The 24,038-nt window shown below is 72.3% G+C and carries 17 protein-coding genes and 2 tRNA genes; 11 read left to right on the forward strand and 8 right to left on the reverse strand.

Translation table 11 applies throughout. The annotated features are described in order from the left end of the window. Positions 1-91 precede the first annotated feature (91 nt). Both CP983_RS22080 and CP983_RS22085 read right to left on the reverse strand, forming a co-directional pair. The gene (locus tag CP983_RS22080) at positions 92-4,423 is read right to left on the reverse strand and encodes a hybrid sensor histidine kinase/response regulator (RefSeq protein ID WP_150501314.1); all 4,332 of its coding nucleotides are present in this window, start codon (positions 4,421-4,423) and stop codon (positions 92-94) included. A gap of 388 nt (positions 4,424-4,811) precedes the next feature. Next, positions 4,812-5,306 carry an SSI family serine proteinase inhibitor gene (locus CP983_RS22085; RefSeq protein WP_150506794.1) on the reverse strand — a complete coding sequence of 165 codons (495 nt, stop codon included), beginning with the start codon at positions 5,304-5,306 and terminating at the stop codon, positions 4,812-4,814. 169 nt (positions 5,307-5,475) lie between these two features. Between CP983_RS22085 and CP983_RS22090 the strand changes: the two genes are divergently transcribed. Further along, positions 5,476-5,566: transfer RNA gene (locus tag CP983_RS22090), tRNA-Ser, on the forward strand. Between the two features lie 219 nt (positions 5,567-5,785). Then, positions 5,786-5,858 (forward strand) — tRNA-Arg (locus CP983_RS22095). 110 nt (positions 5,859-5,968) lie between these two features. Here CP983_RS22095 and CP983_RS22100 read toward each other — a convergent pair. The 5 genes from CP983_RS22100 to CP983_RS22120 form a co-directional block, all read right to left on the reverse strand. Then, the gene (locus CP983_RS22100; protein WP_229915000.1) at positions 5,969-6,997 is read right to left on the reverse strand and encodes an MASE1 domain-containing protein; all 1,029 of its coding nucleotides are present in this window, start codon (positions 6,995-6,997) and stop codon (positions 5,969-5,971) included. A gap of 5 nt (positions 6,998-7,002) precedes the next feature. Beyond that, positions 7,003-7,830, reverse strand: coding sequence for a PP2C family protein-serine/threonine phosphatase (locus tag CP983_RS22105; protein ID WP_107905047.1), 828 nt, complete (start codon positions 7,828-7,830; stop codon positions 7,003-7,005). Between the two features lie 173 nt (positions 7,831-8,003). Next, complete coding sequence (locus CP983_RS22110; protein ID WP_150501316.1) at positions 8,004-10,970, reverse strand: SpoIIE family protein phosphatase; 2,967 nt, start codon at positions 10,968-10,970, stop codon at positions 8,004-8,006. Positions 10,971-11,102: 132 nt separating this feature from the next. Continuing rightward, positions 11,103-11,681, reverse strand: a complete 579-nt coding sequence (locus tag CP983_RS22115) for a GtrA family protein (protein WP_229915001.1) — start codon at positions 11,679-11,681, stop codon at positions 11,103-11,105. Between the two features lie 275 nt (positions 11,682-11,956). After that, positions 11,957-12,784, reverse strand: a complete 828-nt coding sequence (locus CP983_RS22120; protein ID WP_150506798.1) for an NAD(P)H-binding protein — start codon at positions 12,782-12,784, stop codon at positions 11,957-11,959. Between the two features lie 97 nt (positions 12,785-12,881). Here CP983_RS22120 and CP983_RS22125 point away from each other — a divergent pair, with 97 nt between their 5' ends. After that, positions 12,882-13,298 (forward strand): winged helix-turn-helix transcriptional regulator, encoded by a 417-nt coding sequence (locus CP983_RS22125; protein ID WP_189749036.1) that lies wholly within the window; start codon positions 12,882-12,884, stop codon positions 13,296-13,298. A 46-nt stretch (positions 13,299-13,344) separates the two neighbouring features. Here the strand turns inward: CP983_RS22125 and CP983_RS22130 are convergent, their stop codons facing one another. Further along, positions 13,345-13,827, reverse strand: a complete 483-nt coding sequence (locus CP983_RS22130; RefSeq protein WP_107905050.1) for a MarR family winged helix-turn-helix transcriptional regulator — start codon at positions 13,825-13,827, stop codon at positions 13,345-13,347. A 127-nt stretch (positions 13,828-13,954) separates the two neighbouring features. Between CP983_RS22130 and CP983_RS22135 the strand changes: the two genes are divergently transcribed. The 8 genes from CP983_RS22135 (at position 13,955) to CP983_RS22170 (ending at position 23,961) form a co-directional block, all read left to right on the forward strand. Next, entirely contained in the window at positions 13,955-14,335 is a 381-nt protein-coding gene (locus CP983_RS22135; protein ID WP_229915002.1) for an HGxxPAAW family protein, read from the forward strand. Between the two features lie 39 nt (positions 14,336-14,374). Further along, on the forward strand, positions 14,375-15,253 hold the full coding sequence (locus CP983_RS22140) for a DUF2797 domain-containing protein (protein WP_150501318.1): 879 nt from the start codon (positions 14,375-14,377) through the stop codon (positions 15,251-15,253). Positions 15,254-15,393: 140 nt separating this feature from the next. Beyond that, complete coding sequence (locus CP983_RS22145) at positions 15,394-16,134, forward strand: response regulator transcription factor (protein WP_030956349.1); 741 nt, start codon at positions 15,394-15,396, stop codon at positions 16,132-16,134. Beyond that, positions 16,131-17,744, forward strand: coding sequence for a sensor histidine kinase (locus tag CP983_RS22150; RefSeq protein ID WP_150501320.1), 1,614 nt, complete (start codon positions 16,131-16,133; stop codon positions 17,742-17,744). The genes CP983_RS22145 and CP983_RS22150 overlap by 4 nt, the downstream gene beginning before the upstream one ends. A 14-nt stretch (positions 17,745-17,758) precedes the next feature. Further along, positions 17,759-19,243: a bifunctional glycosyltransferase family 2/GtrA family protein gene (locus tag CP983_RS22155; RefSeq protein ID WP_150501322.1), complete on the forward strand. Its 1,485-nt coding sequence runs from the start codon at positions 17,759-17,761 to the stop codon at positions 19,241-19,243. Beyond that, on the forward strand, positions 19,240-21,450 hold the full coding sequence (locus CP983_RS22160) for an ArnT family glycosyltransferase (RefSeq protein WP_150501324.1): 2,211 nt from the start codon (positions 19,240-19,242) through the stop codon (positions 21,448-21,450). Before CP983_RS22155 ends, CP983_RS22160 begins: the two co-directional genes overlap by 4 nt. A gap of 112 nt (positions 21,451-21,562) precedes the next feature. After that, positions 21,563-23,068, forward strand: a complete 1,506-nt coding sequence (locus CP983_RS22165; RefSeq protein WP_150501326.1) for an MFS transporter — start codon at positions 21,563-21,565, stop codon at positions 23,066-23,068. Between the two features lie 119 nt (positions 23,069-23,187). Beyond that, complete coding sequence (locus tag CP983_RS22170; protein ID WP_150501328.1) at positions 23,188-23,961, forward strand: TetR/AcrR family transcriptional regulator; 774 nt, start codon at positions 23,188-23,190, stop codon at positions 23,959-23,961. Positions 23,962-24,038 lie beyond the last annotated feature (77 nt).

The following is a 24,038-nucleotide window of genomic DNA, read 5'->3' on the forward strand; positions in this document are numbered from 1 at the left end:
GTAGGGGAACTGTCGTCGGTCGGCCGCGGGTTGTTCGTGGCCGGTCGCGCAGTTCCCCGCGCCCCTTTCAGGGGCGCGGAGGCACCGTCCCTCAGTTGGTCCCGATCCGCGACAGCAGGTCCACGATCCGGGCCTGCACCTCGGGGCTCGTCGAGCGCTCCGCCAGGAACAGCACCGTCTCGCCGGAGGCCAGCCGGGGCAGGTCGGCCTGGTCGACGGCGGCCGTGTAGACGACCAGCGGGGTGCGGTTGAGCTGGCCGTTCGCGCGCAGCCAGTCCACGATCCCGGCCTGGCGGCGGTGCACCTGCATCAGGTCCATCACGACCAGGTTCGGCCGGAAGTCGCCCGCCAGCATCACCGCGTCGGTGTCACTCGCGGCCCGCGCCACCTGCATCCCACGCCGCTCCAGCGTCGCGGTCAGCGCCAGCGCGATCTCCGCGTGCTCCTCGATCAGCAGGACGCGCGGCGGGTGCTGCTCGCTGTCCCGGGGGGCCAGCGCCTTCAGCAGCACGGCGGGATCGGCGCCGTACGCCGCCTCCCGCGAGGCCTGTCCGAGCCCGGCCGTCACCATCACCGGCACCTCGGCCGCGACGGCGGCCTGCCGCAGCGACTGGAGCGCGGTACGGGTGATCGGCCCGGTCAGCGGATCGACGAACAGCGCGGCCGGGAACGCCGCGATCTGCGCGTCGACCTCCTCGCGCGAGTGCACGATCACCGGCCGGTAGCCGCGGTCGCTCAGCGCCTGCTGGGTCGTCACATCCGGCGCCGGCCACACCAGCAGCCGCCGCGGGTTGTCGAGCGGCTCCGGCGGCAGCTCGTCGTCCATCGGCTGCGGACGCGGAGTGTCGGCCACCTCGACGGCCCCGCCCGGCCCGTCCAGGGGTTCGGGTCCCTCGGCGGCGTTCTCGTCCGGCGCGCCTATGGCGTACGACCGTCCGGCCGCCTCGGCAGCAGGCGCGAGCCGTGACTGCCCGGCCATCGACGGCTGCGGCTGGGGCTGCCCACCGGCCGACGGCTGCGGCTGTGCCGCGGGCACCGGCTGCTCGGCCGGCGGATGCGGCCGCGCCCCCTGCTCCACCGAGCCACCGGCACGCGCGCCGGGGTCGGGCGGCGTACCCAGCTTGCGACGGCGGCCACCGTTGGTCTGATGCGGGGGAGGTGTGGCCGACGACTGCGAGGGCTGCTGCACCTGAGCGGCCTGCCGGGTGAAGGGCACGCCCTGCCCCAGCGTCCGCACACTGATCGCGCGGCCCTGGGTCGAGTTCGGGTCGACGGGGGCACCGGGAGCGCCGGGACCGGCCGGAGCGGCGGCCTCGGCGGGAAGCGGCTGCGCCGCCCGCTGCTGACCGGCCGCAGCCTCGGGAGGCAGGGGAGTACCCGGAGCGGGCGTGCCCTGCGGCTGCGCGGGCTGTGCCGGCCGGGGGGCGTTCGGATTCGGCGGTACGGGGGTGGCGGCGCCGTCGGGCGCCATGGCCGTACCCGCGCCGGAGCTGTCGTCGGCACCGGCGGGCCACGGCTGCGGGGCCGGTACACCCTGCGCCGGCGTGCCCTGCGCGGGAGCGCCCTGACCAGGCGCCGCCTCGATGGGCAGCGGCCCGCCCGGAGCGACGGCGCCCGGCGCGGTCCGGGCCTGACCGGCGGCAGGCACGGGCTGCCCGGGCACCGACTGGGCCTGCGCCTGCTGGGCCTGCGCCTGCTGGGCCGGCACCGGCTGCCCCGGAGCGACCTGCCCCGGAGCGACCTGTCCGGGAATCTGCTGCCCCGGAGCAACCTGTCCCGGAATCCCCTGCGCCGGCACCTCCTGCGAGGCCGCTCCGACCGCCTCCGCGGGCGGAGCAACGGCACGCCGGCGACGTCCGGTCGGTGCGCTGGTGGGGTGCGGCTGCGGCGGGGTGTGGTCGTCGGCCTGATCGTGCGGCACGGCGTCGTGCCGGCCCTCGTCGCCCCGTACGCCTCCCGGCGCTCCCTGCCCAGGAATCTGGGCAGGTGCCGGAGCCACGGGCGAAGCCGGAGTCATCGATGCAGCGGCAGCAGGACCCGCGCCCCGAGCCTGGCCCGGCGCCTCGGCGGGCGCGCGGTCCGCCTCGGCCGGCGGCAGCGCGAACACCGTACGGGGCCCCGCCTCCTGCGCCTGCGCGGCACTGCGCTCGGCCGCGGCGGCCAGGGCACGGCGACGCCGTCCGGTCGGCTGGGCGGCATCGCCCGGCGCGGCACTACCGGAACCGTCGGCCGGAGCCGCGTCGGCGGCCGGAGCGGGCAGGGCGGGCGGCAGCGCGTGCTGCTCCCCGCCGTCCCGCCGGGCACGCCGTCCACCGGGGCCGGGCACGCCCTGCGGCGGTACGGTCCCGCCCAGGCCGCTCCCGGTCGCGGCGGTCCCGGCCGCGTGCTCGGCGGCCGTCATGACGGCGCCCTCGGAGACACCGTCACCGCCGTCACCGCCGTCGCCGTCCTCCGCGGGACGCCCGCGGCGCCGTCCGGTGCCGCCGGAGACCTCGCCGCCACCGTCACCCGTGCCCGCGGGCAGTTCGGGCGCGGCGCCGGCACGCCTGCGCCGCCGGCCGGTGGGCGCGGCGCCCTCGGCGGACCCCTCGCCTTCGGCCTCGGGCGTGTCGCTCTCCAGGAAGGCGTCGACGGAGGACCGCCGGGCCCGCCGCCGTCCGGTGCCGCCGCCCTCGGCCCCGTTCGCGCCATTGGTCCCGTCGGTCCCGTCCCCGGCCGCGGTGGCGTCAACGGCAACGGCCGGAGCGGCGGCGACGGCCCCCGCCCCACCGCCGATGGGCACTTCGAGGACGAACGCACTGCCGCTCATCCCGGGCACCTCGTGCGTCTGGAGCACTCCGCCGTGGGCCCGCACGATCCCGCGCACGATCGGCTCGTGCACCGGGTCTCCCCCGGGATACGGCCCGCGCACCTCGATCCGTACGACCTCACCGCGCTGTGCGGCGGCCACCACGACGGTGTTGTCCATGTAACCGCCCGCGGACACCGGCGAGTTGCCGGTTGCGTCGACACCGGCGACGTCCGCGACGAGATGCGCGAGCGCGGTGGCCAGACGCTGCGGGTCGACCTCGGCCTCGATGGGCGGCGCGTGCACGGCGAACTGCACCCGCCCCGGGCCGATGAGGTCCACGGCCCCGTCGACACCCGCGGCCACGACGGCGTCGAGCATCACCTTCGTACGGACGACCTGCTCGATGCCGGAGTCCAGCTGCTGGTAGCCGAGGACGTTGTCGATCAGCGTCGTGATCCGCGAGTAGCCGGCCGACAGATGGTGCAGCACCTGGTTGGCCTCGGGCCACAACTGCCCCGCGTCGTCGGCGGCGAGCGCGGCCAGCTCACGGCGCAGCTCGTCCAGCGGACCGCGCAGCGACCCGGCGAGCAGCGTCAGCAGCTGGTCGTGCCGCCCGGACAGCGCCTCGTACCGGTCCTTCTCGCGCTCGCCGAGGGCGGCGTAGCGGTCCTCGCCGGCGGCGAGTTCCTCGGCGTGCCGCTCCTGGAGCTCCTCGACCTCGGTGACGTGCTTCTGCCGCAGGGCGGTCAGCTCGGAGGCGTGCTCCTCGGCGAGCCTTTCGAGTTCGTCCTCGTGCTGCTTCTGCTCGGAGTCCTTCTCCTCGGCCAGCGTGTCGTAGGGCCGCCGGTCGGTGAAGGTCATCACGGCGCCGACGAGCTGGTCGCCGTCGCGCACGGGAGCGGTCGTCAGATCGACGGACACCTGGTTGCTGCTCTTGGACCACAGCACCTGCCCGCGCACCCGGTGCTTGCGCCCGGAGCGCAGGGTGTCGGCGAGCGGGGACTCCTCGTACGGGAAGGGCGACCCGTCGGCACGGGAGTGCAGGACGAGTGTGTGCAGCTCGCGTCCGCCGAGGTCGCTGGCCCGGTAACCCAGTATCTGGGCGGCGGCCGGGTTGACGAGGACGATCCGCCCGTCGGTGTCGGTGCCGACGACGCCCTCGGAGGCGGCGCGCAGGATCATCTCGGTCTGCCGCTGCGAACGTGCCAGCTCGGCCTCGGTGTCGACGGTGCCGGAGAGGTCCCGGACGACGAGCATGAGCAGCTCGTCGCCGGTGTAGCCGTAGCCGTCGTAGGCCTGGCCGCCGTTCTCGAGATTCGCGGACGTGACCTCGACCGGGAACTCGCTGCCGTCGGTGCGCCGGGCCGTCATCCGGGTCGGCTTCGTCCGGCCCTGCGGGTCCATGTGATCGGGCCGCCGCATGGAGCCCGGGATGAGCTTGGAGTCGAACTGCGGAAGCAGATCGAGCAGCCCGCGCCCGACCAGAGCGGTCCCCGGGGCCTCGAAGGCCTCCAGGGCGATGGTGTTGGCGTTGACGACGGTCCCATTGGCGTTGACCAGCACCAACGCATCGGGAAGCGCATCGAGTATGGCTGCGAGGCGAGCAGCGCCTCGGGATGGCCTGCTGCTCACGAGACGCTTCCTCCCTGTTACCGCACCTTGCCGACCGCTCGGGCCATCTTGCCAACCGGCCCGCGGCGTGTCACGCGAGGGAGTCTAAGGGTTGGGGTTGCGCTCGCGACGTCGGATGAGAGGGAGGTCGCACGAGGAAGTGACCCAGAACGTATGACCGCCCCTGCCGTCGTCCTTCCCGCGTCCGCCCGCTGTCCATGGCGACTTCGCGAGACCTTCGCGGGACTTTTGCGGATCCGGTGCGTCCGGTATGGAAAGCCTGTGCGACGGGGGACGGGTGAGGCCCCTCGACGGACCGCACATCGGACCTTCGTCTCATCGACGCCGGCCCGGGCCCGCGCGCCCGGACTCTTCGGCTGCCCGGTGCTCTACAACCGGCGTCGGCGCTCTACAACCGGCGCCCTTGCGCCCGCACGTCGGGAAGGAGCGGCACGAGCCGGTTCCAGCGGGCGATCTCGCACCCGTCGCTGCGGTCGTAGCGGGCGTCGACGGGGCGCCCGGCCCAGGTCCCGGTGACATGGGCGGTGGCCGACCCGCCGTACTGCATGGTGCAGAAGGTGCCCTGGGGTACGGGGGCGAAGGCGTCCTTGCCCCAGCGGGTGCCGCTGTCGAGCGCGGCGCAGGCGTCGGCGGCGCGGGGGTGGTCGCCGCCGGCCGGATGGCAGGTCAGCTCGTGGGTCCCGTCGGCGCCGCCGCCGGCGTCGCGGACGGTGACGGTGAGGTGGTCGCCGGCGCGGCCGGGGTCCTTGGCGAGCGGGACGGCGGCGGGCGCGGCGGCCACGGGCGCGACGGAGGCGAGCCCTACGGCGGCGAGGGTGCCGGTGGCGGTGAGGAGGACCCGGCGGAGGCGGCCGGCCCGGACGGAACGGTTGACCTGCAACATGACCTGACTAACGTCGGACACCGTCGGACGTTGCGGCCCTCGAAGCACGCCGGGAAGGGCTTTGCCCTGCGACCTGTCCGCCTAGTACCGTGGGAGTCGATTGGTGACAGCACGCTCGACTGTGTCATCATCTGCACGCACCACTCGCGCTCGCGCGGGCGGCTGTGCTGGAGGCGTCGCCTAGTCCGGTCTATGGCGCCGCACTGCTAATGCGGTTTGGGCCTTAAAGCCCATCGAGGGTTCAAATCCCTCCGCCTCCGCGCTCGATCACGAAGCCCCGGTCCGAGGACCGGGGCTTCGTCGTTCACGCCACTCGGACGCCTGCTCCAGCACCCGCCCGTCGAACGCCTCAGAGGTCGTTTTCCCAGCTCACAAGGGGTGGACCAAACGGATTTCACATGGCGGCGGCAGTCATGTAATGTTCTTCCTGTCGCCGCGAGCGGGCCGGAAGGGCCGGGAGCGGCGGGAAAACAGAACAAGCACTCGTAGCTTAACGGATAGAGCATCTGACTACGGATCAGAAGGTTGCAGGTTCGAATCCTGCCGAGTGCACATTGGATCAGAGGCCCCGGAGAAATCCGGGGCCTCTGGTGTTTTCGGTGAAGTGCCGGGGGGCGGCCGACGGTTCGGGGTGCGGGTGCGCGATCCGTGGGCGTCGGGGGCTACTTGTTGTCCTTGTGGTCTTCCATGCGCAGGGTCGCGTGGTGGTTCAGGGGCTGGTCCGGGACGAGGCGGGACAGGGCCTCCGTGAGGCGTTCGCAGGCTTCTCCCAGGGCTCGGACCGTGTGGTTGCGTTCGGCGATGGTGGCCGAGAGGAGCAGGCACGTCAGGGCCACGGTGCCGTTGAAGGCCTGGAGGATGACCATCTTGGCCAGGAGGTCCTGGCCGGCGAACGGTCCCACGTCCGCCGCGCCGGCGATGATCGCGACCACCGAGGTGATCAGTGCGCAGGGTGCGGCGCCCTGGAGTTGGAAGCGGAAGGCCGCCCAGATCAGGAAGGGGACGACGAGGAAGAGGAGATTGAGGGGGCTGCGGGTGGCCACGATGGAGGCCGCTGTCGTGCCGACCAGCAGGGCCGCCGCCTCGGCCCAGCGCAGCGGCGGGACGTCATGTGGCCGGCGCAGGGTGCGTGCGGCCAGGAGCAGGGGTGCGATGACGAGGACGCCCATCGCGTCGCCCGTCCACCACACCGACCAGGTCGGCCAGAAGTCGTCGGCCGTCAGCGCCTCGGAGGCCACGAGGACCCCCGTGCCGATCGTCGCGCTGATCAGCATCCCGCTCAGGGCGCCGAGGAAGACCAGCGCCAGGGCGTCCTGGAGCCGGTCGAGCGCGAGGCGGAACCGTACGCGGCGCAGCAGGAGGCAGGCGCAGACCGGGGCGATCGTGTTGCCGGCGACGATGGCGAGCACGGGCAGGATCGACGGTCCGAGCGGCGCGTTCACGACCAACGCGCCGATCGCGATACCCGGCCACATGCGCAGGCCCCACATCAGCAGGGCGACCAGGGCGATGCCGGTCGGCGGCCAGAAGGGCGTGACCTGGCCCCGCACCAGCTGCTGCTCCAGGCCCAGCTTGGCGCTGCCGTAGTAGGCGGCCGCGACGATGGTCAGGCGCAGGGCGTGGGTGGCGTAGTCGCGGAGCCGGGGGCTGTCCGTCTTCTGCGATGTCATGGGGGCGACCAGTCCGTACATGGCGCTCACCCTCCGCCGAGGTCGCCGTAGCGCAGGACGAGGACCGCCGCGTCGTCGCTGTGGCCGGTCAGGTCCGCGACCTTGATCACCTGGGCGGCCAGGTCCGCGGGCTCGGCGCCGCAGCCGTCGCCGACGAGGTCGGCCACCCGCTTGAGACCGTCGTCGATGGGATAGCCGGGGCCCTCCACCACGCCGTCGGTGAGCAGCACGAACGCGCCCGTGCCGGTCAGGTGCCGGCGGGACGACGGATAGTGCTCGCCGGCGTTGATCCCGAGCGGCAGGCCGCCGTCGTGCAGGACGATCTCGCAGTGGCCGCCGGTCGTGGCCCAGACCGCCGGTACGTGTCCTGCGCGGGCGTCGCACAGTTCCTTGGTGGCCGGGTCGAAACGCAGGAAAGTGCAGGTCACGAAGAGCTCGGAGGCCATCGCGACCAGCAGGTCGTTGGTGTGCCCCAGCACCTCCGCCGGGTCCGTGGTGGCGGTCGCGACGGCGCGCAGGCAGGTGCGGACCTGGCCCATCAGCGCCGCGGCCTCGACGTCATGGCCCTGGACGTCCCCGATCGCGAAGCCCACCGAGCCGTCCGGCATGCGGAAGCCGTCGAACCAGTCGCCGCCGATGTCCAGACCGATCCGCGCGGGTGTGTACCGGCCCGCCGCCCGCAGGTACGGCACGTCCGGCAGCTCCGCGGCGAGGACCTGGCGCTGGAGTGCGGCGGCCAGCTCGACGCGTGCCTGGTGGAGCTTGATCTGGTCCAGAATCCGGCCGGTGAGATCCCCGAGCTCCTGGAGCAGCTCTCTGGTGGCACCGGCCGAATCGGTGCGGCGGTGGGCCATGGCATCACACCCCGTGTTCCTGCGGAGCGCTGTATACGGCGATACGTCGCATATGTGGCGCTTTCACGGTACCCCGCGGTGACGGGAGGGTTCTCCCTGGCCGACGAACCGATCGACGAACCGATCGACGAACCGATCGACGAACCGATTGGCGAACCGATTGACCGACCGGTTCAGTCCTGGTCGCCGAAGGCCAGCGCGTCCAGGTCCCCGTCGAAGTCCTCCCCCAGCCCCGGCAGGGCCAGGAACATCCGCTCCAGCGCGTCGGGCGCCGCCTCGCGCGGTTCGTCCCGTACGGCGTCCGGTGCCGTCTGGAGGGTCTGTTCCGTCCAGATGCACTTGCCGGTCGGCGTGTACCGGGTCCCCCAGCGCTGCGACAGCGCGGTGATCAGCTGGAGGCCGCGGCCCCCCTCGTCCGTCTCCGTCGCCCGGCGTATGCGCGGCATCGTCAGGCTGCCGTCGAAGACCTCGCAGATCAGCGCGGCGCCGTGCAGGAGCCGTAGCCGCATGGGGCCCCTGGCGTGCCGGATGACGTTGCCGACGAGCTCGCTCGCCAGCAGCTCGGTGGTGGGGGTGAGGTCCTCCAGGTCCCAGGCCGTCAGCTGCTTGCGGATCAGGGCGCGGGCCTGGCCCGCCGCCCTCGGGTCCTTGGGGAGCGGCCAGGAGGCGATGCGGGAGTCGGGCAGCGCGTGCATCCGCGCCAGGAGGAGGGCCGCGTCGTCGGCCGTCTGCTGGCCGGCGGGCAACAGGGTCGAGGTGATCCGTTCGCAGAGCAGCTCCAGGTCCGTCACCGTGCCGTCCGCGTGGGCGGTGCGCAGCACGTCGGCCAGGGCCGCCATGCCCTCGTCCATCTCGCGCCTGGACGACTCGACCAGGCCGTCGGTGTACAGCGCCAGCACGCTGCCCTCGGGAACCCGGACCTCCGTCGTCTCGAAGGGGGGCTCGGCCGCGCCCAGGGGCGGGTCAGCCGCCAGGGGTGGGAAGACGACCGTGCCGTCGGGGTGCAGCAGGGCCGGCGGCGGGTGGCCGGCCCTCGCTATGGAGCAGACGCGGGTCGTGGAGTCGTACAACGCGTACAGACACGTCACGTACGACTCCTCGCCCATGGCGCCGACGATGTCGTTGAGGTGGCTCATGATCTCGTCGGGCGGCAGTTCGAGGTCGGCCAGGGTGTGCACGGCCGTGCGCAGGCGGCCCATCGTCGCCGCCTCCGGCAGGCCGTGGCCCATGACGTCGCCGACGACCAGGGCGACCTGGCCGCCGGACAGCGGGATGATGTCGTACCAGTCGCCGCCCACATCCATGCCCTGGCCGGCCGGCAGATAGCGGGCGGCGGCCGAGCAGGCGGGCAGGTCGGGCAGGTCCCGGGGGAGCAGGCTGCGCTGGAGCTCGCGGGAGCGGGTGTGCTCGGCGTCGAAGAGGCGGGCCCGCTCCAGGGCCTGGGCGACCAGGGCGCTGGTCGCGGTCAGCAGGGTGCGCTCCTCGTCGGTGAGGCGGCGGGGGTGGTCGAAGGTGACCGCGCAGATGCCGAAGGTGTGGCCGGAGGCCGTCAGCGGGAGCAGCGCCCAGGACTGCTTGCCGGCGCGGGCGGGCAGGTCCGCCAGCTCGGGGTAGTGGGCGGAGAACTCGTGGGGGGTGGACAGGAACAGGGGAGTGCCGGCGAGGATCGCGTCCCACAGCGGGCTGGACTGCGTGCGCTCACGGCCGTCGAGCACGGCGAGGACGTCGTCCGGGTAGCCGACCGAGCCGACGGTGTGCAGCCGGTCGCCCTCCACGGTCTGCACCACCAGACCGGACGCCTCGAACGGCGGCAGTACTCCGCGCGCGACCGCGTCCACCACGTCCACCGACGTCGTCGCCTTGGCGAGGGCCGCGGTCAGCTCCCCTATCCGCGCGGCGCGCTCGGTGGCCGCCCGCTCGGCGGACCGGCGCTCTTCCTCCAGCCGCCGCCTCTCGGTGACGTCGGTGAAGTAGATGGTGCGGCCGTCGGGGCCCGGCACCAGCCGCAGATGGCACAGGCGGCCGTTCGGCAGCCGTACGTCGAAGCTCACCGACTTCTCCGCGGCGGCGGCCTGCCGGCAGCGGATCTCCAGGCCGGGCACCTGCTCGGCGGCGGGCAGGTCCCACAGCAGACAGCCGAACAGCTCCTCCTCGGAGAAGCCGAGGGTGCGCTCGGCCTCCAGGTTGGCGAAGGTGATGCGCCAGTCGTCGTCCATCGCCAGGAAGCCGTCGCTCATGTGCCGCAGGGCCCGGCTGAGGGCGTCACGGGCGGAACGGGGTTCGTTGCTGTCCCAGCCCACCCCGATCATCCGGTGCGGTTCGCCCTGTTCGTCGTACGTCGGTCTGGCGCGGGCCTGCGTCCAGCCCCAGGTGCCGTCCAGCTTGCGCACCCGGTACTCGGCCTCGAAGACGCCGCCGGTGCGGATCGCGCGGTCCGCCGCGGCCAGCGTCGGCGGCAGGTCGTCGGGGTGGACGCACCGCATCCAGTTCTCGACCTTGCCGGTGTAGTCCTGGGGCAGGGTGCCGTACAGCTCCAGGGCGGCTTCGTCCCAGATCAGTTCGCCGGTGCGGATGTTCCAGTCCCAGGAGCCGACGCTGACCTCCTTCAGGGCCTGGCGCAGCCGCTCGCCGTTGTGTTCGGGCTGCTGGGCGGGCCGTACGGGGCCGGTCGGCGGGGGCGCCTGGCCCATGCGGTCCTCGGTCCAGGAGACGACGGCCCGCAGGAACTCCCAGTGGTCGGGCCCCGGTTCGCCGGGTGCGTCCATCAGGACGCTGAGGGCGCCGGTGCCGCGGTTGCCGCTGTACAGCGGCAGTGCGGCGAGGCCGGTGCCGGGCCAGGCGGCGTCCGGGGAGTCGGCGGCGCCGGCCGGGCTCAGCGGGACCCAGACGCCGTTGCCCTCGCGCAGCGCGAGTGCCGGGGCCAGGGGGCCCTCCTGGCCGACGATCTCCCAGGAACGGGTGAGGGCCGGCGGGAGCCCGGCGGTCGACACCAGCCGCAGCGCGGACATCGGGCCCCGCAGGTGGATCATGCCGCCCAGCGCGCCCAGCTCGCCCACCGCGTGCTGGAGTGCCAGCCGGAAGACCTCGCTTTCCGCGACACCGGGGGCCACCGTGCTGAGCAGTGCCAGCCGAGCGTTCATGTCGCGGACTTTACCGTTCGGGCACCGGGTAAACCTTCGCTTCGCAAGATCCTCACGGGTGCCGTGAAGTGCACTGACGGGAAGTCAACGACCGGATAGCGCACTGGAGTTGGGATGTCAGGAGGTTGACGGCTATGCGGCGGCCGGGATCAACGCGGGGTGCGTGGGGGCCACTTGCCGGCGACCGGCGTCCGTCGCCGGGATCAGGAGGAGGTTCGGCTCGCCGGGCAGGAGCGTCTCGCTGCGGGTGGAGCGCTTGCTGTGCTCGTCGCGCTCGTTCCGGTCGGCGAACACGAACAGCCGCAGGACCAGGAAGCGGCCGACGCCGGCCAGGCCGGAGGCGGTGAGGTAGACGGTCTGTTCCCAGAACATGCCGGGCGACGGCTGGACGGCGTACAGCGCGAACATCGCGGCGGTCGTGGCCAGGTAGGCGGCGACGGCCGACCCCGAGGACTGCAGGTGCCGCCGCCAGTCGGGGCGCCGGCCGGTGCCGAAGGTGAACAGGGCGTGCAACTCGGTGCACAGGAGCGTGCCGGCGACGGTGACCAGGGCGTTCGCGACCGCCCAGGGCATCGCCGGGGCCAGCATCGGTACGGCCGCGCTGGAGAGCAGTCCGACACCGCCGCCGCACACCACGAACCGGACGAACGAGGAGAGGGGACCCGGGCTCGACGGCGCCGGGCTCGGCTTCGACTGGCGCTGCGATTCCATGGCGGCTTCCTTCCGGGCGGGCGGCATCCTGAACGGGATGCAGCTCATCCCGGCCCGGCTTCAGCGCGGCCTCAGGAGGGCTTCAGCGGGTGTCGGCCGGGTTTCAGCCGGGGGAGGCAGGGCCGGAGTCCGGCCGGGATGAACTGGCGTCAACGATGCCGTCGTGCACGGCCGGAAACGATGGAGTGTCCTACCGGATCGAAGGTGGGGCAGGCTCCACCAACGCCCCTCCGGTCTTCCTGGTTGCCCTGCCACTTGAAGACATCGGCGTTCCGCTACTTGAAGGCACCGGCGTTCCGCTCCACCCAGTCCGCGAACGACCGCGCCGGTCGGCCGAGGACCTGGTCGACGGCCGGGCTCACCCGCCGCAGCGCGGCCGGTGGGGTGCCCAGCAGATCGAGGGTGCTCTCGACGACCGGCTCGGGCATGGTGCGCAGCAGGTGCTCCCGGGCCTGCGCGCGGGTCAGTTCGGTGAACCGGACCGGCTCCCCCAGGGCCGCTCCGATCGCCGCGGTCTGCTGCCGGGGCGAGACCGGCGCCGGGCCGGTCAGGTCGTACACCTCGCCGGCGTGACCCGGAGCGCGCAGGGCCGCCGCCGCAACCTCCGCGATGTCGGCCGGGTCGACGGTGGGCAGGGCCGTGTCGCCGAAGGGAGCGGCGACCTCCCGTCGGGTGCGGACCGTGTCGGCCCACTGGAGGGCGTTCGAGTGGAAGGCACCGGGCCGCAGCATCGTCCACTCCAGGCCGGACGCCTTGACGGCGTCCTCCAGCGCCGAGGGGTGGTCGCCCGTGCCGACGCCCTGGGACGACAGCAGGACCACGCGCCGGACGCCCGATCCCCGTACGACGTCCAGTACGGCTGCGAGGTCGCCGTCGGCCGCCATGAAGTCGCCGGAGGTCAGCAGGAACAGGGCCTCGGCCCCGTCGAGCGCGGGTTTCAGACGTTCGGGTCCGGTGAGGTCGGCCGGGTGGTGGCGGACCCCCGCCGGTACGTCATGGGCGGAGATACGGCGGGAGACCGCCGTCACCCGCTCGCCCGCGTCCGTGAGCGCCCGCACAAGTGGCCTTCCCACATTGCCCGTTGCTCCGGTCACCACGATCATCATCGGTCTCCGTTCCGAGTTCGGATCTCGTACGGCGACGCTACTGTTGTGGGGGTAGTAGGTACCTAGAGGAAAGTATTGGCGGACGGGGGCAGTTGTGACCGAGAGCACAGGGAATCGGGTGCCGCGGGGTGCCGATCCGGCGAATGCCTGCCCCGTCGCGCCCGTCGTCGACATCGTCTTCAGCCGCTGGACCACCCCGATCCTGTGGGCACTTCACGAGTACGGCCGTCAGCGCTTCGTCGAGCTGGAGCGCCGCATCGGCACCATCACGCCGAAGGTGCTCACCCAGCGGCTGCGGCAGCTGGAGCGGGACGGGCTGGTCGTGCGCACGTATCACGCCGAGGTCCCGCCACGCGTCGAGTACGAGATCAGCGAACTGGGCCGCAGTCTCGCGCCGTTGTTCGCCGCGCTGTCGGAGTGGTCCGTGCACCTGGACGCGGTCGAGCGGGCCCGGGTGGCCTACGACGCGCGGGAGGACCGGCGGGCGCCAGGGGTCGGCGGGGCCCACTGACCCCCGCCTGGGCTCGGCGCGCAGGATCCACTGACCCCGGTCGCGCTCAGCCCTTGTCCTGTTCGCGCATTTCGTCGATGTAGGTCTGTGCCAGTCCCGTCGTCCGCGTGAACCAGTCCGTGAGCACCGCGATCTCGTCGGCGGAGTAGCTCGCGAAGAGCTCGTTGAGGCGGGCGTAGTAGGGGCCGTAGAGGGCCCCGGCCCGCTCGACCGCGGACGGTACGGCGGCCACCCGGACCCGGCGCCGGTCGGCCGGGTCGGGGCGGCGGGTGACAAAGCCGGCCCGCTCCAGGCGGTTGAGGATGCCGGTCATCGCGCCGGTCGTGACGTGGGCGTGTTCCGCGAGCTCGCCGGCCGTGAGCAGGTCGTCCCCCGCCTTCAGGACGCAGGCGAAACAGAGCAGGTCGGTGATGTTCAGGCCCAGCCGCTGGGCCATCTCCTGCTGGCCCAGCAGGTGGGCGGCGATGAGGGAGTCCATCGCCTCCAGCGCCTGGGCCGGGGTGGCGGTGGGACGCGGCGTGGCTTGCATCTTCCTTATTACCTTAGCTCGTGAGAGATTTAGCGCATAAACTTCTTACGACGTGAGAGATTCTGGGTCCCTCACGGACGTGGGTGATTTCCGCTGCCCTGACGAGAGACGAGAGGGAGGCAGGCACGTGAGCCAGTATGACGAGGGGCACACGGTCGCGGGCTGGACCGGAACCGGGATCGCGACCGTCGGATCCGCCGTGCTCGGTGCCGGGACATGCATGGTCTCGGCCGCGCTGATCGTGGGCGGGCTCGGGATCCTGGCGGCGAGCGTCCTGGTGACCTGGGCCCTGCATCTGTCCGGCTGGGGCAAGCCCTCGGGACCGCGGCCGCGCGGGCAGTGGCCCATGGGGGTGCGCGACCTGACCGTGCGGGACGGGCACGCGGACTGCTGGGGCTGCCGGCTCGCGGGTCGCGGGCGGCGCAGCGCCGACGTGGTCGCGGTCGTCGGCGAACCCGCCGGGGCCGGTGAACCCGCCGTCGCCGAGGCCGGTTCGCTCGGCCGCTGAGAGGGCGTTGTCAGTGGCACCCCCTAGGCTCGATGAGCGATGGCACAGGCATGGAGATGCAAGGGGCTGCGCTGGTCGGCCGACGGCCCCGAGCTGGCGTGGGACGGCGGTCGGCGCTCGGCGCTGACCTGGGGGAAACGGGTGGCCTTCGGGGTCGCCGAAGGGGGCGTTCGGACATGCGTGGGAGCGCGGGGGCACGCCTGTCCGGTAAGGGCGGCCGTATCGGGGCGCAGCACGGGGGCGCGCTGCGAGGACTGTGCTCGGCTGGACCGGGCGCACTCGGTGGCCGCCGACACGATCGCGGACGACCCGCGGCCGTACCACGTATATCTGGCCTGGTTCGGCCCCGGGATGACCAAGGTCGGCATCACCGCCCTTGAGCGCGGCTCGGCGCGGCTCCTTGAGCAGGGCGCGGTCTGCTTCACCTGGCTGGGCGCAGGCCCGCTGATGGCGGCACGGCGCACGGAGGAACTGCTGCGGGCGGCACTGCGGGTGCCGGACCGGATTCCGTACGCCGACAAGCGGGCGGTGCGCTCCGGGCTGCCGGCGTCGGCGGCGGAGCGCGCGGCCGAGGTCGAGGACCTGCACGCCCGGGCGGTCGCGCTGGACGCCTGGCCGGAGTCACTGGTCCGCGAACCCTGCCGACCGGTCGATCACGCCGGGGTGTTCGGGCTCGCGGAGCTGCCGGGTGCCGTCGGGGAGGTGACCGAGCTCGTCGCGGGCGGGGCGGTGAGCGGACGGCTGGTGGCGGCCGCCGGACCGGACCTGCACGTCGAGGCGGGCGGCGGGGTGGTCGTCGTCGACACGCGGCTGATGACCGGGTGGGAACTGCTGCCGACGGGCGGCGACGGGGAACTGACGGTGCCGGTAAAGGAGTTCAGGGAGCGGGAGGCGACCATGCAGGACGGGCTGTTCTGAGGACGGCCCTGGGACCAGCCGGGAAATCGCTCTCCGCCAGGGACTTCCCAGGGGTTGCCTGAGAGCCTCCTGTGCGTTTCTTAGGAAAATCACAGGTTGCGGAAAGCGTGTTCTAAGAGGGCCCCGACAAGGTGTCCACCATGACCACGACCTCGCCCCAGGGGCGCACCGAACTGCTGAGGCCGGACGGGAGCCCCGTCCGAGTGCTTGTGGTGGACGACGAGATGTCGATCACCGAACTGCTGTCCATGGCCCTTCGCTATGAGGGCTGGCAGATCCGCAGCGCGGGGGACGGCACGGGAGCCGTCCAGACCGCGCGTGAGTTCCGGCCCGACGCCGTCGTCCTGGACATGATGCTCCCGGACATGGACGGCCTCACCGTCCTCGGGCGGCTGCGCCGCGAACTGCCGGACGTGCCGGTGCTGTTCCTGACGGCCAAGGACGCCGTCGAGGACCGTATCGCCGGGCTGACCGCGGGCGGCGACGACTACGTCACCAAGCCGTTCAGCCTGGAGGAGGTCGTCGCCCGGCTGCGCGGGCTGATCCGGCGTTCGGGCGCCGCGGACCGGCGGTCCGACTCCGTGCTCGTCGTCGGCGACCTGACCCTCGACGAGGACAGCCACGAGGTGTCGCGGGCCGGGGACAACATCCACCTCACCGCCACCGAGTTCGAGCTGCTGCGCTTCCTCATGCGCAATCCGCGGCGCGTGCTCAGCAAGGCACAGATACTCGACCGGGTCTGGTCGTACGACTTCGGCGGGCAGGCCAACGTCGTCGAGCTGTACATCTCCTATCTGCGCCGCAAGATCGACGCCGGCCGCGAGCCGATGATCCACACCCGGCGCGGAGCCGGCTATCTGATCAAGCCCGCGGTGTCATGAGCGGGCGACGACGACCGCGTACGCAGAAGAGACGGGCGGGCCAGCCGCGCACCCTGCGGACGCGGCTCGTCGTCGCGTCGGTGGTGCTGATCGCCGTGGTGTGCGCGGTGATCGGCACGGTGACGACGCTTGCGTTGCGGTCGCATCTGTACGAGCAGTTGGACGGCCGGCTCAACGAGGTCGCGGCGCGGGCATCCGGCTCCTTCCGGCCGCCGGACCAGCCCGACGGCGGCCAGGCGCCCGACCTGGAGAAGAAGCCCAAGGAGGTCGTTCTCACCGACTTCGTCTCCAAGGGGCCGCAGCCGGGCGGCACCATCGCGGCCAAGGTCGAGAACGGTTCCATCACCGAGGCCGAGGCCGGTGACAGGACCACGGACGACAACGGCGTCCCCCAGGTGACCCCCGAGTCGCTCAGTGAGTCGGCGACGAATGCGCTCGGCTCCGTCGAGCAGGACGGCAAGAAGCACACGATCGACATCCCCGGCTACGGCGAGTACCGCGTCCAGTACGCGAGCGGCCCCAACGGCACGTTCTACGTCGCCATCCCCACCGAGGACGTGACCGGCACCCTCAACACCCTCGTCCTCATAGAAGCCAGCGTCACCGCCGCCGCCCTCGTGGCCGCCGGGATCGCCGGCACCGTGATCGTCGGTGTCGCCACGCGCCCCCTGCGCCGCGTCGCCGCCACCGCCACCCGTGTCTCCGAACTCCCCCTGCACACCGGCGAGGTGAACCTCAAGGAGCGGGTCCCCGAGTCGGAGTGCGATCCGCACACCGAGGTCGGCCAGGTCGGCGCCGCGCTCAACCGCATGCTGAACCACGTCCACGGCGCCCTGCACTCCCGCCAGCAGAGCGAGATGCGGGTGCGGCAGTTCGTGGCGGACGCCAGCCATGAGCTGCGCACACCCCTCGCGTCCATCCGCGGGTACGCCGAGCTGACCAGACGCGGCAGGGAGGACGTCGGCCCGGACACCAAACACGCCCTCGGCCGTATCGAGTCCGAGGCCGGCCGGATGACCCTCCTCGTCGAGGATCTCCTGCTGCTCGCCCGGCTCGACGCGGGCCGTCCCCTCCAGTTCGAGCAGACCGATCTGATCCCGCTCGTCGTGGACACCATCAGCGACGCCCGCGCCGCCGGCATGGACCACAACTGGCGTCTCGACCTGCCCGACGAGCCCGCGCTCGTGTCGGCGGACGCGGCCCGGCTGCAACAGGTCCTCGTCAACCTCCTCGGCAACGCCCGCAACCACACCCCGACCGGCACGACGGTCACAGCGCGTGTTCAACGGCGGGGTCCGTGGCTGTGCGTGGACGTCGAGGACAACGGCCAGGGCATCCCGCCGGATCTGCTGCCGCACGTCTTCGAACGGTTCGCGCGCGGCGACTCCGCGCGCTCCCGCGCCACCGGCTCCACGGGCCTCGGCCTGGCCATCGTGCAGGCCGTGGCCACCGCGCACGGCGGTGCCGTGACCGTCGACAGCATGCCCGGACGCACCGTCTTCACGGTGCATCTGCCGGCGCTGCCCGTGCCGCCGAGCCCGGAAATGAGCTGGCAACAGCACTCACAGGTACAACACAGCGTCACCACATGGGTGGAACAGGGCGCCTGACGAAAGTCGGTTCCATGCGAACCGACTCTTCTCCCGGCAACCTGCCGGCGCGGGAGCACCTCCCGGCCGGAGACGCCGGTACGCCTGTCCTGGACGTAGTGATCCCCGTCTACAACGAGGAGAAGGACCTCCAGCCGTGTGTGCTGAGACTGCATGACCACCTCAAGCGCACGTTCCCGTACGCGTTCCGCATCACGATCGCGGACAACGCGTCGACCGACACCACTCCCCTGGTGTCGCGGCGGCTGGAGACGGAGCTCCCGGAGGTCAGGGCGTTCCGGCTGGAGCAGAAGGGCCGCGGCCGGGCGCTGCGGACCGTCTGGTCCGCGTCGGAGGCCCCGATCCTCGCCTACATGGACGTGGACCTGTCCACCGACCTCAACGCCCTGCTGCCGCTGGTGGCGCCGCTGATCTCCGGTCACTCGGACCTGGCGATCGGCTCCCGGCTCAGCCGCAGCTCGCGCGTGGTGCGCGGCGCCAAGCGGGAGTTCATCAGCCGCAGTTACAACCTCATCCTGCGCGGCTCCCTCCAGGCCCGCTTCTCGGACGCCCAGTGCGGCTTCAAGGCGATCCGCCGCGATGTCGCGCAGGTGCTGCTGCCGCTGGTGGAGGACACCGGCTGGTTCTTCGACACCGAGATGCTGGTGCTCGCCGAGCGCGCGGGCCTGCGGATCCACGAGGTGCCGGTCGACTGGGTCGACGACCCGGACTCCACGGTCCACATCGTGAGGACGGCGACCGACGACCTCAAGGGCGTGTGGCGGGTGGGCAGGGCCCTGGCGACCGGCTCGCTGCCGCTGGACCGGCTCGCCCGGCCGTTCGGCGACGACCCGAGGGACCGCGAGATCAAGGACGTACCCAACGGCCTGGCCCGCCAGCTCGTCGGGTTCTGTGTCGTCGGCGGCCTGTCCACCCTGTTCTACCTGCTGCTCTACAGCGGCTTCCGCGTCTTCGCCGGCTCGCAGATCGCCAACGCGCTCGCGCTGCTGGTCTCCGCGATCGCCAACACGGCGGCCAACCGGCGCCTCACCTTCGGGGTGCGCGGCCGCGGCGGCGCCGTACGGCACCAGGCGCAGGGCCTGGTCGTCTTCGGCATCGGACTCGCCCTGACCAGCGGCTCGCTGGCCGCCCTGAACGCGGCCAGCAGCGACCCGGCGCACTCCACCGAACTCGCGGTCCTGATCGCCGCCAACCTCGCGGCGACGGTCCTGCGCTTCCTGCTCTTCCGGGCGTGGGTGTTCCCGGACCGGCGCGACGACCTCGACTCGACGATCGTCGCCTCGCACGTCCCCGCCCCCAACCCGTCCTCGCCGACCTACTCCATGGCAGGGCAGAGCCCCTACGGCCCGCTCCCGCAGCGCCCGACGGGCACACCGCACCCCATGTACGACACCGATCGGTTCCGCGCCGGTGAAGCCGCGGACGGCAATTGGCGGGAGGCCACCATGCAGTTGCAGCCGGTGCGCCCGCACGACACCGAGTCGAGGGAATACCGATGACCGTCCACTACGACCAGACCGGTTACGACAGAGGGGCGAGCCCCGACACCTGGGGCCCACCGCCCACGCCCCCCACCGCCCCGGCCCCCGACGCCGGTGAACCGAAGCAGCCTTTCGTACGGCGGCTGTGGCGCGGACGCCCCGAGGACCCGCGCTGGGCACGCCCGGCCTTCCTCGGCCTCCTGCTCGCGACCCTCCTGCTCTACCTCTACAACCTGAGCGCCTCCGGGTACGCCAACTCCTTCTACTCGGCGGCGGTCCAGGCCGGCAGCGAGTCCTGGAAGGCCTTCTTCTTCGGCTCGCTGGACGCGGCGAACGCCATCACCGTCGACAAGCCCCCGGCCTCCCTGTGGCCGATGGCCCTGTCGGTCCGCCTCTTCGGCCTGCACTCCTGGGCGATCCTGCTCCCCGAGGTCCTCATGGGCGTCGGCACGGTGGCCGTGGTGTACGCGGCCGTGCGCCGCCGGTTCGGCCCCGCGGCCGGTCTGATCTCGGGCGCGGTGCTCGCGCTCACCCCCGTCGCGGCGCTGATGTTCCGGTTCAACAACCCGGACGCGATGCTGGCCCTGCTGATGGCCGTGGCCTGCTACTTCGTCATCCGGGCCCTGGAGGACGGCCGTACGAAGTGGCTGATGTGGGCCGGAGCCGCGATCGGCTTCGCCTTCCTCGCCAAGACCCTCCAGGCCTTCCTGATCCTGCCGCCGCTCGCGCTCGTGTACGCGGTCTGCGCCCCGGTGCCGGTGAGGAAGCGGATCGGCCAGCTCGCCGCGGGCCTCGCCGCGATCGTCGTCTCCGGCGGCTGGTGGGTAGCGATCGTCGAACTGTGGCCCGCCTCCTCCCGCCCGTACATCGGCGGCTCGCAGAACAACTCCTTCCTCGAACTGACCTTCGGCTACAACGGCCTGGGCCGGCTCAACGGCGACGAGACCGGCAGCGTCGGCGGTGGCGGCGGAGGCGGCAACGGCGGCGGCAACTGGGGCGAGACCGGCTGGGACCGGCTGTTCGGCTCCTCCATCGGCGGCCAGATCTCCTGGCTGATCCCGGCCGCGCTGATCCTGCTGATCGCGGGCCTGGTGGCGACGCGGGGAGCACGCCGTACGTCGGTGACGCGGGGTTCGTTCCTGGTCTGGGGCGGCGCGCTGGTCACGACCATGCTGGTCTTCAGCTATATGCAGGGCATCTTCCACGAGTACTACACGGTGGCCCTCGCCCCCTACATCGCCCCGCTGATCGGCATGGGCGCGGCGCTGCTCTGGGAGAAGCGCGACAAGGCGTGGGCGTCGCTGACCATGGCGGCCGCGATGACGGCCACCGCGGTCTGGGGCTACGTCCTGCTCAACCGCTCCTCGGACTACCTGCCCTGGCTGAAGTGGGTCGTACTGGTCGGCGGTCTCGCGGCCGCCCTCGGCCTGATCTTCGCGAGCCGACTGGGGCGCCGACTGACCCTCGGCGTCGTGGGCCTGGGCCTCGTGGCCGCGCTGGCCGGCCCGGCCGCGTACACCCTCACCACGGTGAACGAGGGCCACACCGGCTCGATCGTCACCGCCGGTCCCGCGGTCGCGGGCGGCCGGGGCGGTCCCGGTGGCGGCGGAGGCGGCATGGGCGGCGGCCCCGGCGGGGGCGGCATGCCCGGCCAGAACCAGCAGGGCCAGCAGGGCCAGCAGGGGCAGAACCAGCAGGGCGGCAACGGCTTCCCCGGTGGCGGCTTCGGCGGCGGTATGCCGGGTCAGCAGAACGGCAACGGCAACACCCAGGGCCAGAACCAGCAGGGCGGCATGCCCGGCGGCGGCCGCACCGGCGAGGGCGGCATGGGCGGCGGTGGCGGCGCGGGCGGTCTGCTCAACGGCGCCAGCGTCAGCGACGAGGCCAAGGCCCTGCTGGAGAAGAACGCCGAAGACTACACCTGGGCGGCCGCGGCCATCGGCGCCCAGAACGCCGCGAGCTACCAGCTCTCCACCGGCGACCCGGTGATGGCGATCGGCGGCTTCAACGGCACCGACCCGTCCCCGACGCTGGCCGAGTTCAAGAAGTACGTGGAGGACGGCAGGATCCACTACTTCATCGGAAGTGGCAGCGGCGGCGGCATGGGCGGCAGTAGCAGCGGCTCCTCCTCGCAGATCAGCTCCTGGGTCCAGGAGAACTTCGAGTCGGTGACGGTCGACGGCAGCACCTTCTACGACCTGACGCAGCCGAAGAGCGACAGCTGACGGTCCCCGACCGTTTCCGACGGTCTCTGTGGGAAGGGGCGGTGGCCCGTGCCACCGCCCCTTCCCGTATCTCCGTTGTACGCCGTATAGGGATTGCCTTACGGTGTATAGCATGACGACGTCCCCCCAGGAACAGGCCCCAGCCCAGCCGCAGTCCGAGGCCCCGGGCGGTCACCCGCAGCGCTGGCTGATCCTCGGTGTCCTCTGCCTCGCGGTGCTGACCGTGGTGCTCGACAACACCGTCCTGAACGTGGCCATCCCCTCACTCACCCGCGAACTGGGCGCGGCCACCTCCGACATCCAGTGGATGATCAATGCCTACTCGCTGGTGCAGTCGGGTCTGCTGCTCACGGCCGGCAGCGCGGCCGACCGCTACGGCCGCAAGAAGATGCTGGCCGCGGGCCTGGCCCTGTTCGGCGTGGGCTCGCTCGTGGCCGGCCTCGCCGACTCCACGGGCCAGCTGATCGCGGCGCGCGCCGGGATGGGCGTCGGCGGCGCGCTGCTGATGACCACGGTCCTCGCGGTGGCGATCCAGATCTTCACGCCGGAGGAGCAGCCGAAGGCGATCGGCATCTGGGCCGCGGTGAACTCGCTGGGCTTCGCGGCCGGACCGCTGCTCGGCGGCTTCATGCTGAACCACTTCTGGTGGGGCGCGATCTTCCTGATCAACATTCCGGTCGCGGTGCTCGCCCTGGTGGCCGTCGTGGTGCTCGTCCCCGAGTCGAAGAACCCCCATGGCGACCGCCCCGACCTGCTGGGCGCAGTGCTCTCCACGATCGGCATGGCGGCCCTGGTCTACGCGATCATCTCCGGGCCGGAGCACGGCTGGACGTCGGGCCGGGTCCTGCTGACGGCGACGGTGGCCGTCGTCGTACTGGCCGCCTTCGCGTACTGGGAGAGCCGGATCCCATACCCCATGATCGACATGCACTTCTTCCGGAACCGGCGGTTCACGGGTGCGGTCTCGGGCGGTGTGCTCATCACCTTCGGCATGGGCGGGTCGCTCTTCCTGCTCACCCAGCACATGCAGTTCGTGCTCGGCTACGAGCCGCTGGAGGCCGGGCTGCGAACGGCGCCGCTCGCCCTGATGATCGTGGCGCTGAACTTCACCGGTGTGGCGGCGAAGTGGGCGGCCCGGCTCGGCACCCCGCTCGCCATCGGCCTCGGCATGGCGGTGATGGCGGGGGGCCTGGCCGCCATCGCCACGATGGCCTCCGGCGGTTACGCCGGGACGCTGCTGGGGCTGGTGCTGATCGGCACGGGAGCGGCGGTGGCGAGTCCGGCGATGTCCCACGCGATCATGAGTGCGATTCCGCCGGAGAAGGCCGGGGTCGGCGGCGGGATCAACGGCACGGTGGCGGAGTTCGGCACCGGGCTGGGGGTCGCCGTGCTGGGGGCACTGCTCAACTCGCGGTTCGCGGCGCTGATTCCGGTGGCGGCGACGTCGCTGCCGGCGGCGCTGGCGGCTGCCGGGTCGGCCGAGGAGAAGGCCGAGATCACGGACGCGTTCTCCTCCGGGCTGGAGACCAGTCTGCTGGTGGGGGCGTTGGCTGTGCTGTTGGGGGGATTGGTCGCGGGCGCTTTGCTGCGGCGGGCTGAAAGGGGAGATTCCGCCTGAGGGCTCGGGGCATACCGTTGTCGGGCGACTGCGGCCTGGTTGTGGCTGGTCGCGCAGTTCCCCGCGCCCCTACGGGGGCGTTTCGGTGACCGCCGATCGAATGTCTAGGAAGGTGCGCGATGGCCAGGGCAGCCCGGGAGTCCGCTCGGACCAGTGTGTGGCTGGAGGGCAAGGAGCGTCGCGGAGGGCGCGGTGGGCAGCCCTCCGGGCTCGACCGGGACCGGATCACCGAGGCGACCGTACGGCTGCTGGACGCCGAGGGGCTGGCGAAGTTCTCCATGCGCCGGCTTGCGGCCGAGCTGAACGTGACCGCGATGTCCGTCTACTGGTACGTCGACACCAAGGACGACCTCCTCGAACTCGCCCTCGACGCCGCCTTCGGTGAACTCGACCTGCCCGACGCCGAGACCGACGAGGACTGGCGGGAGCAACTGCGCACGCTGGCCCGCGCCTACCGCGGCCTGCTGGTGCGCCACCCGTGGCTGTCGCCGCTGATCGGCACGTACGTCAACATCGGCCCGAACAGCCTCGCCTTCTCCCGGCTGGTGCAGCGCATCGTCCGCAGGACCGGCCTGCCCGCGCACGGCCTGGTCGCCGCCATCTCCGCGGTCTTCCAGTTCGTGTACGGCTTCGGCACGATCGAGGGCCATTTCATCGCCCGCAGCACGGCGTTCGGCATGACCCCGGACGACTACTTCCACCACGCCATGAGCAACGTGTCGCAGTCCCCGGAGGCCGCCGACATCGTCCAGGAGTCCGCGGAACTCATGGAGGCCCGGGGCGGCGACACGGTCGAGGAAATGTGGGAACGCGACTTCGAGTTCGCCCTGGACCTCTTGGTGGCGGGCATCGAAGCGATGGTCGAAAAGACCGGCGGCGAGCGACACCCCTAGGGCGCGAGAGCGCCCTTTAGGGGCGCGGGGAACTGCGCGACCAGCCACCACGGACCCGCACCCGCACGACGACCCAC

The sequence above is a fragment of the Streptomyces chartreusis genome, from assembly GCF_008704715.1.
In the GTDB taxonomy this organism is placed as follows: Bacteria; Actinomycetota; Actinomycetes; order Streptomycetales; family Streptomycetaceae; genus Streptomyces; species Streptomyces chartreusis.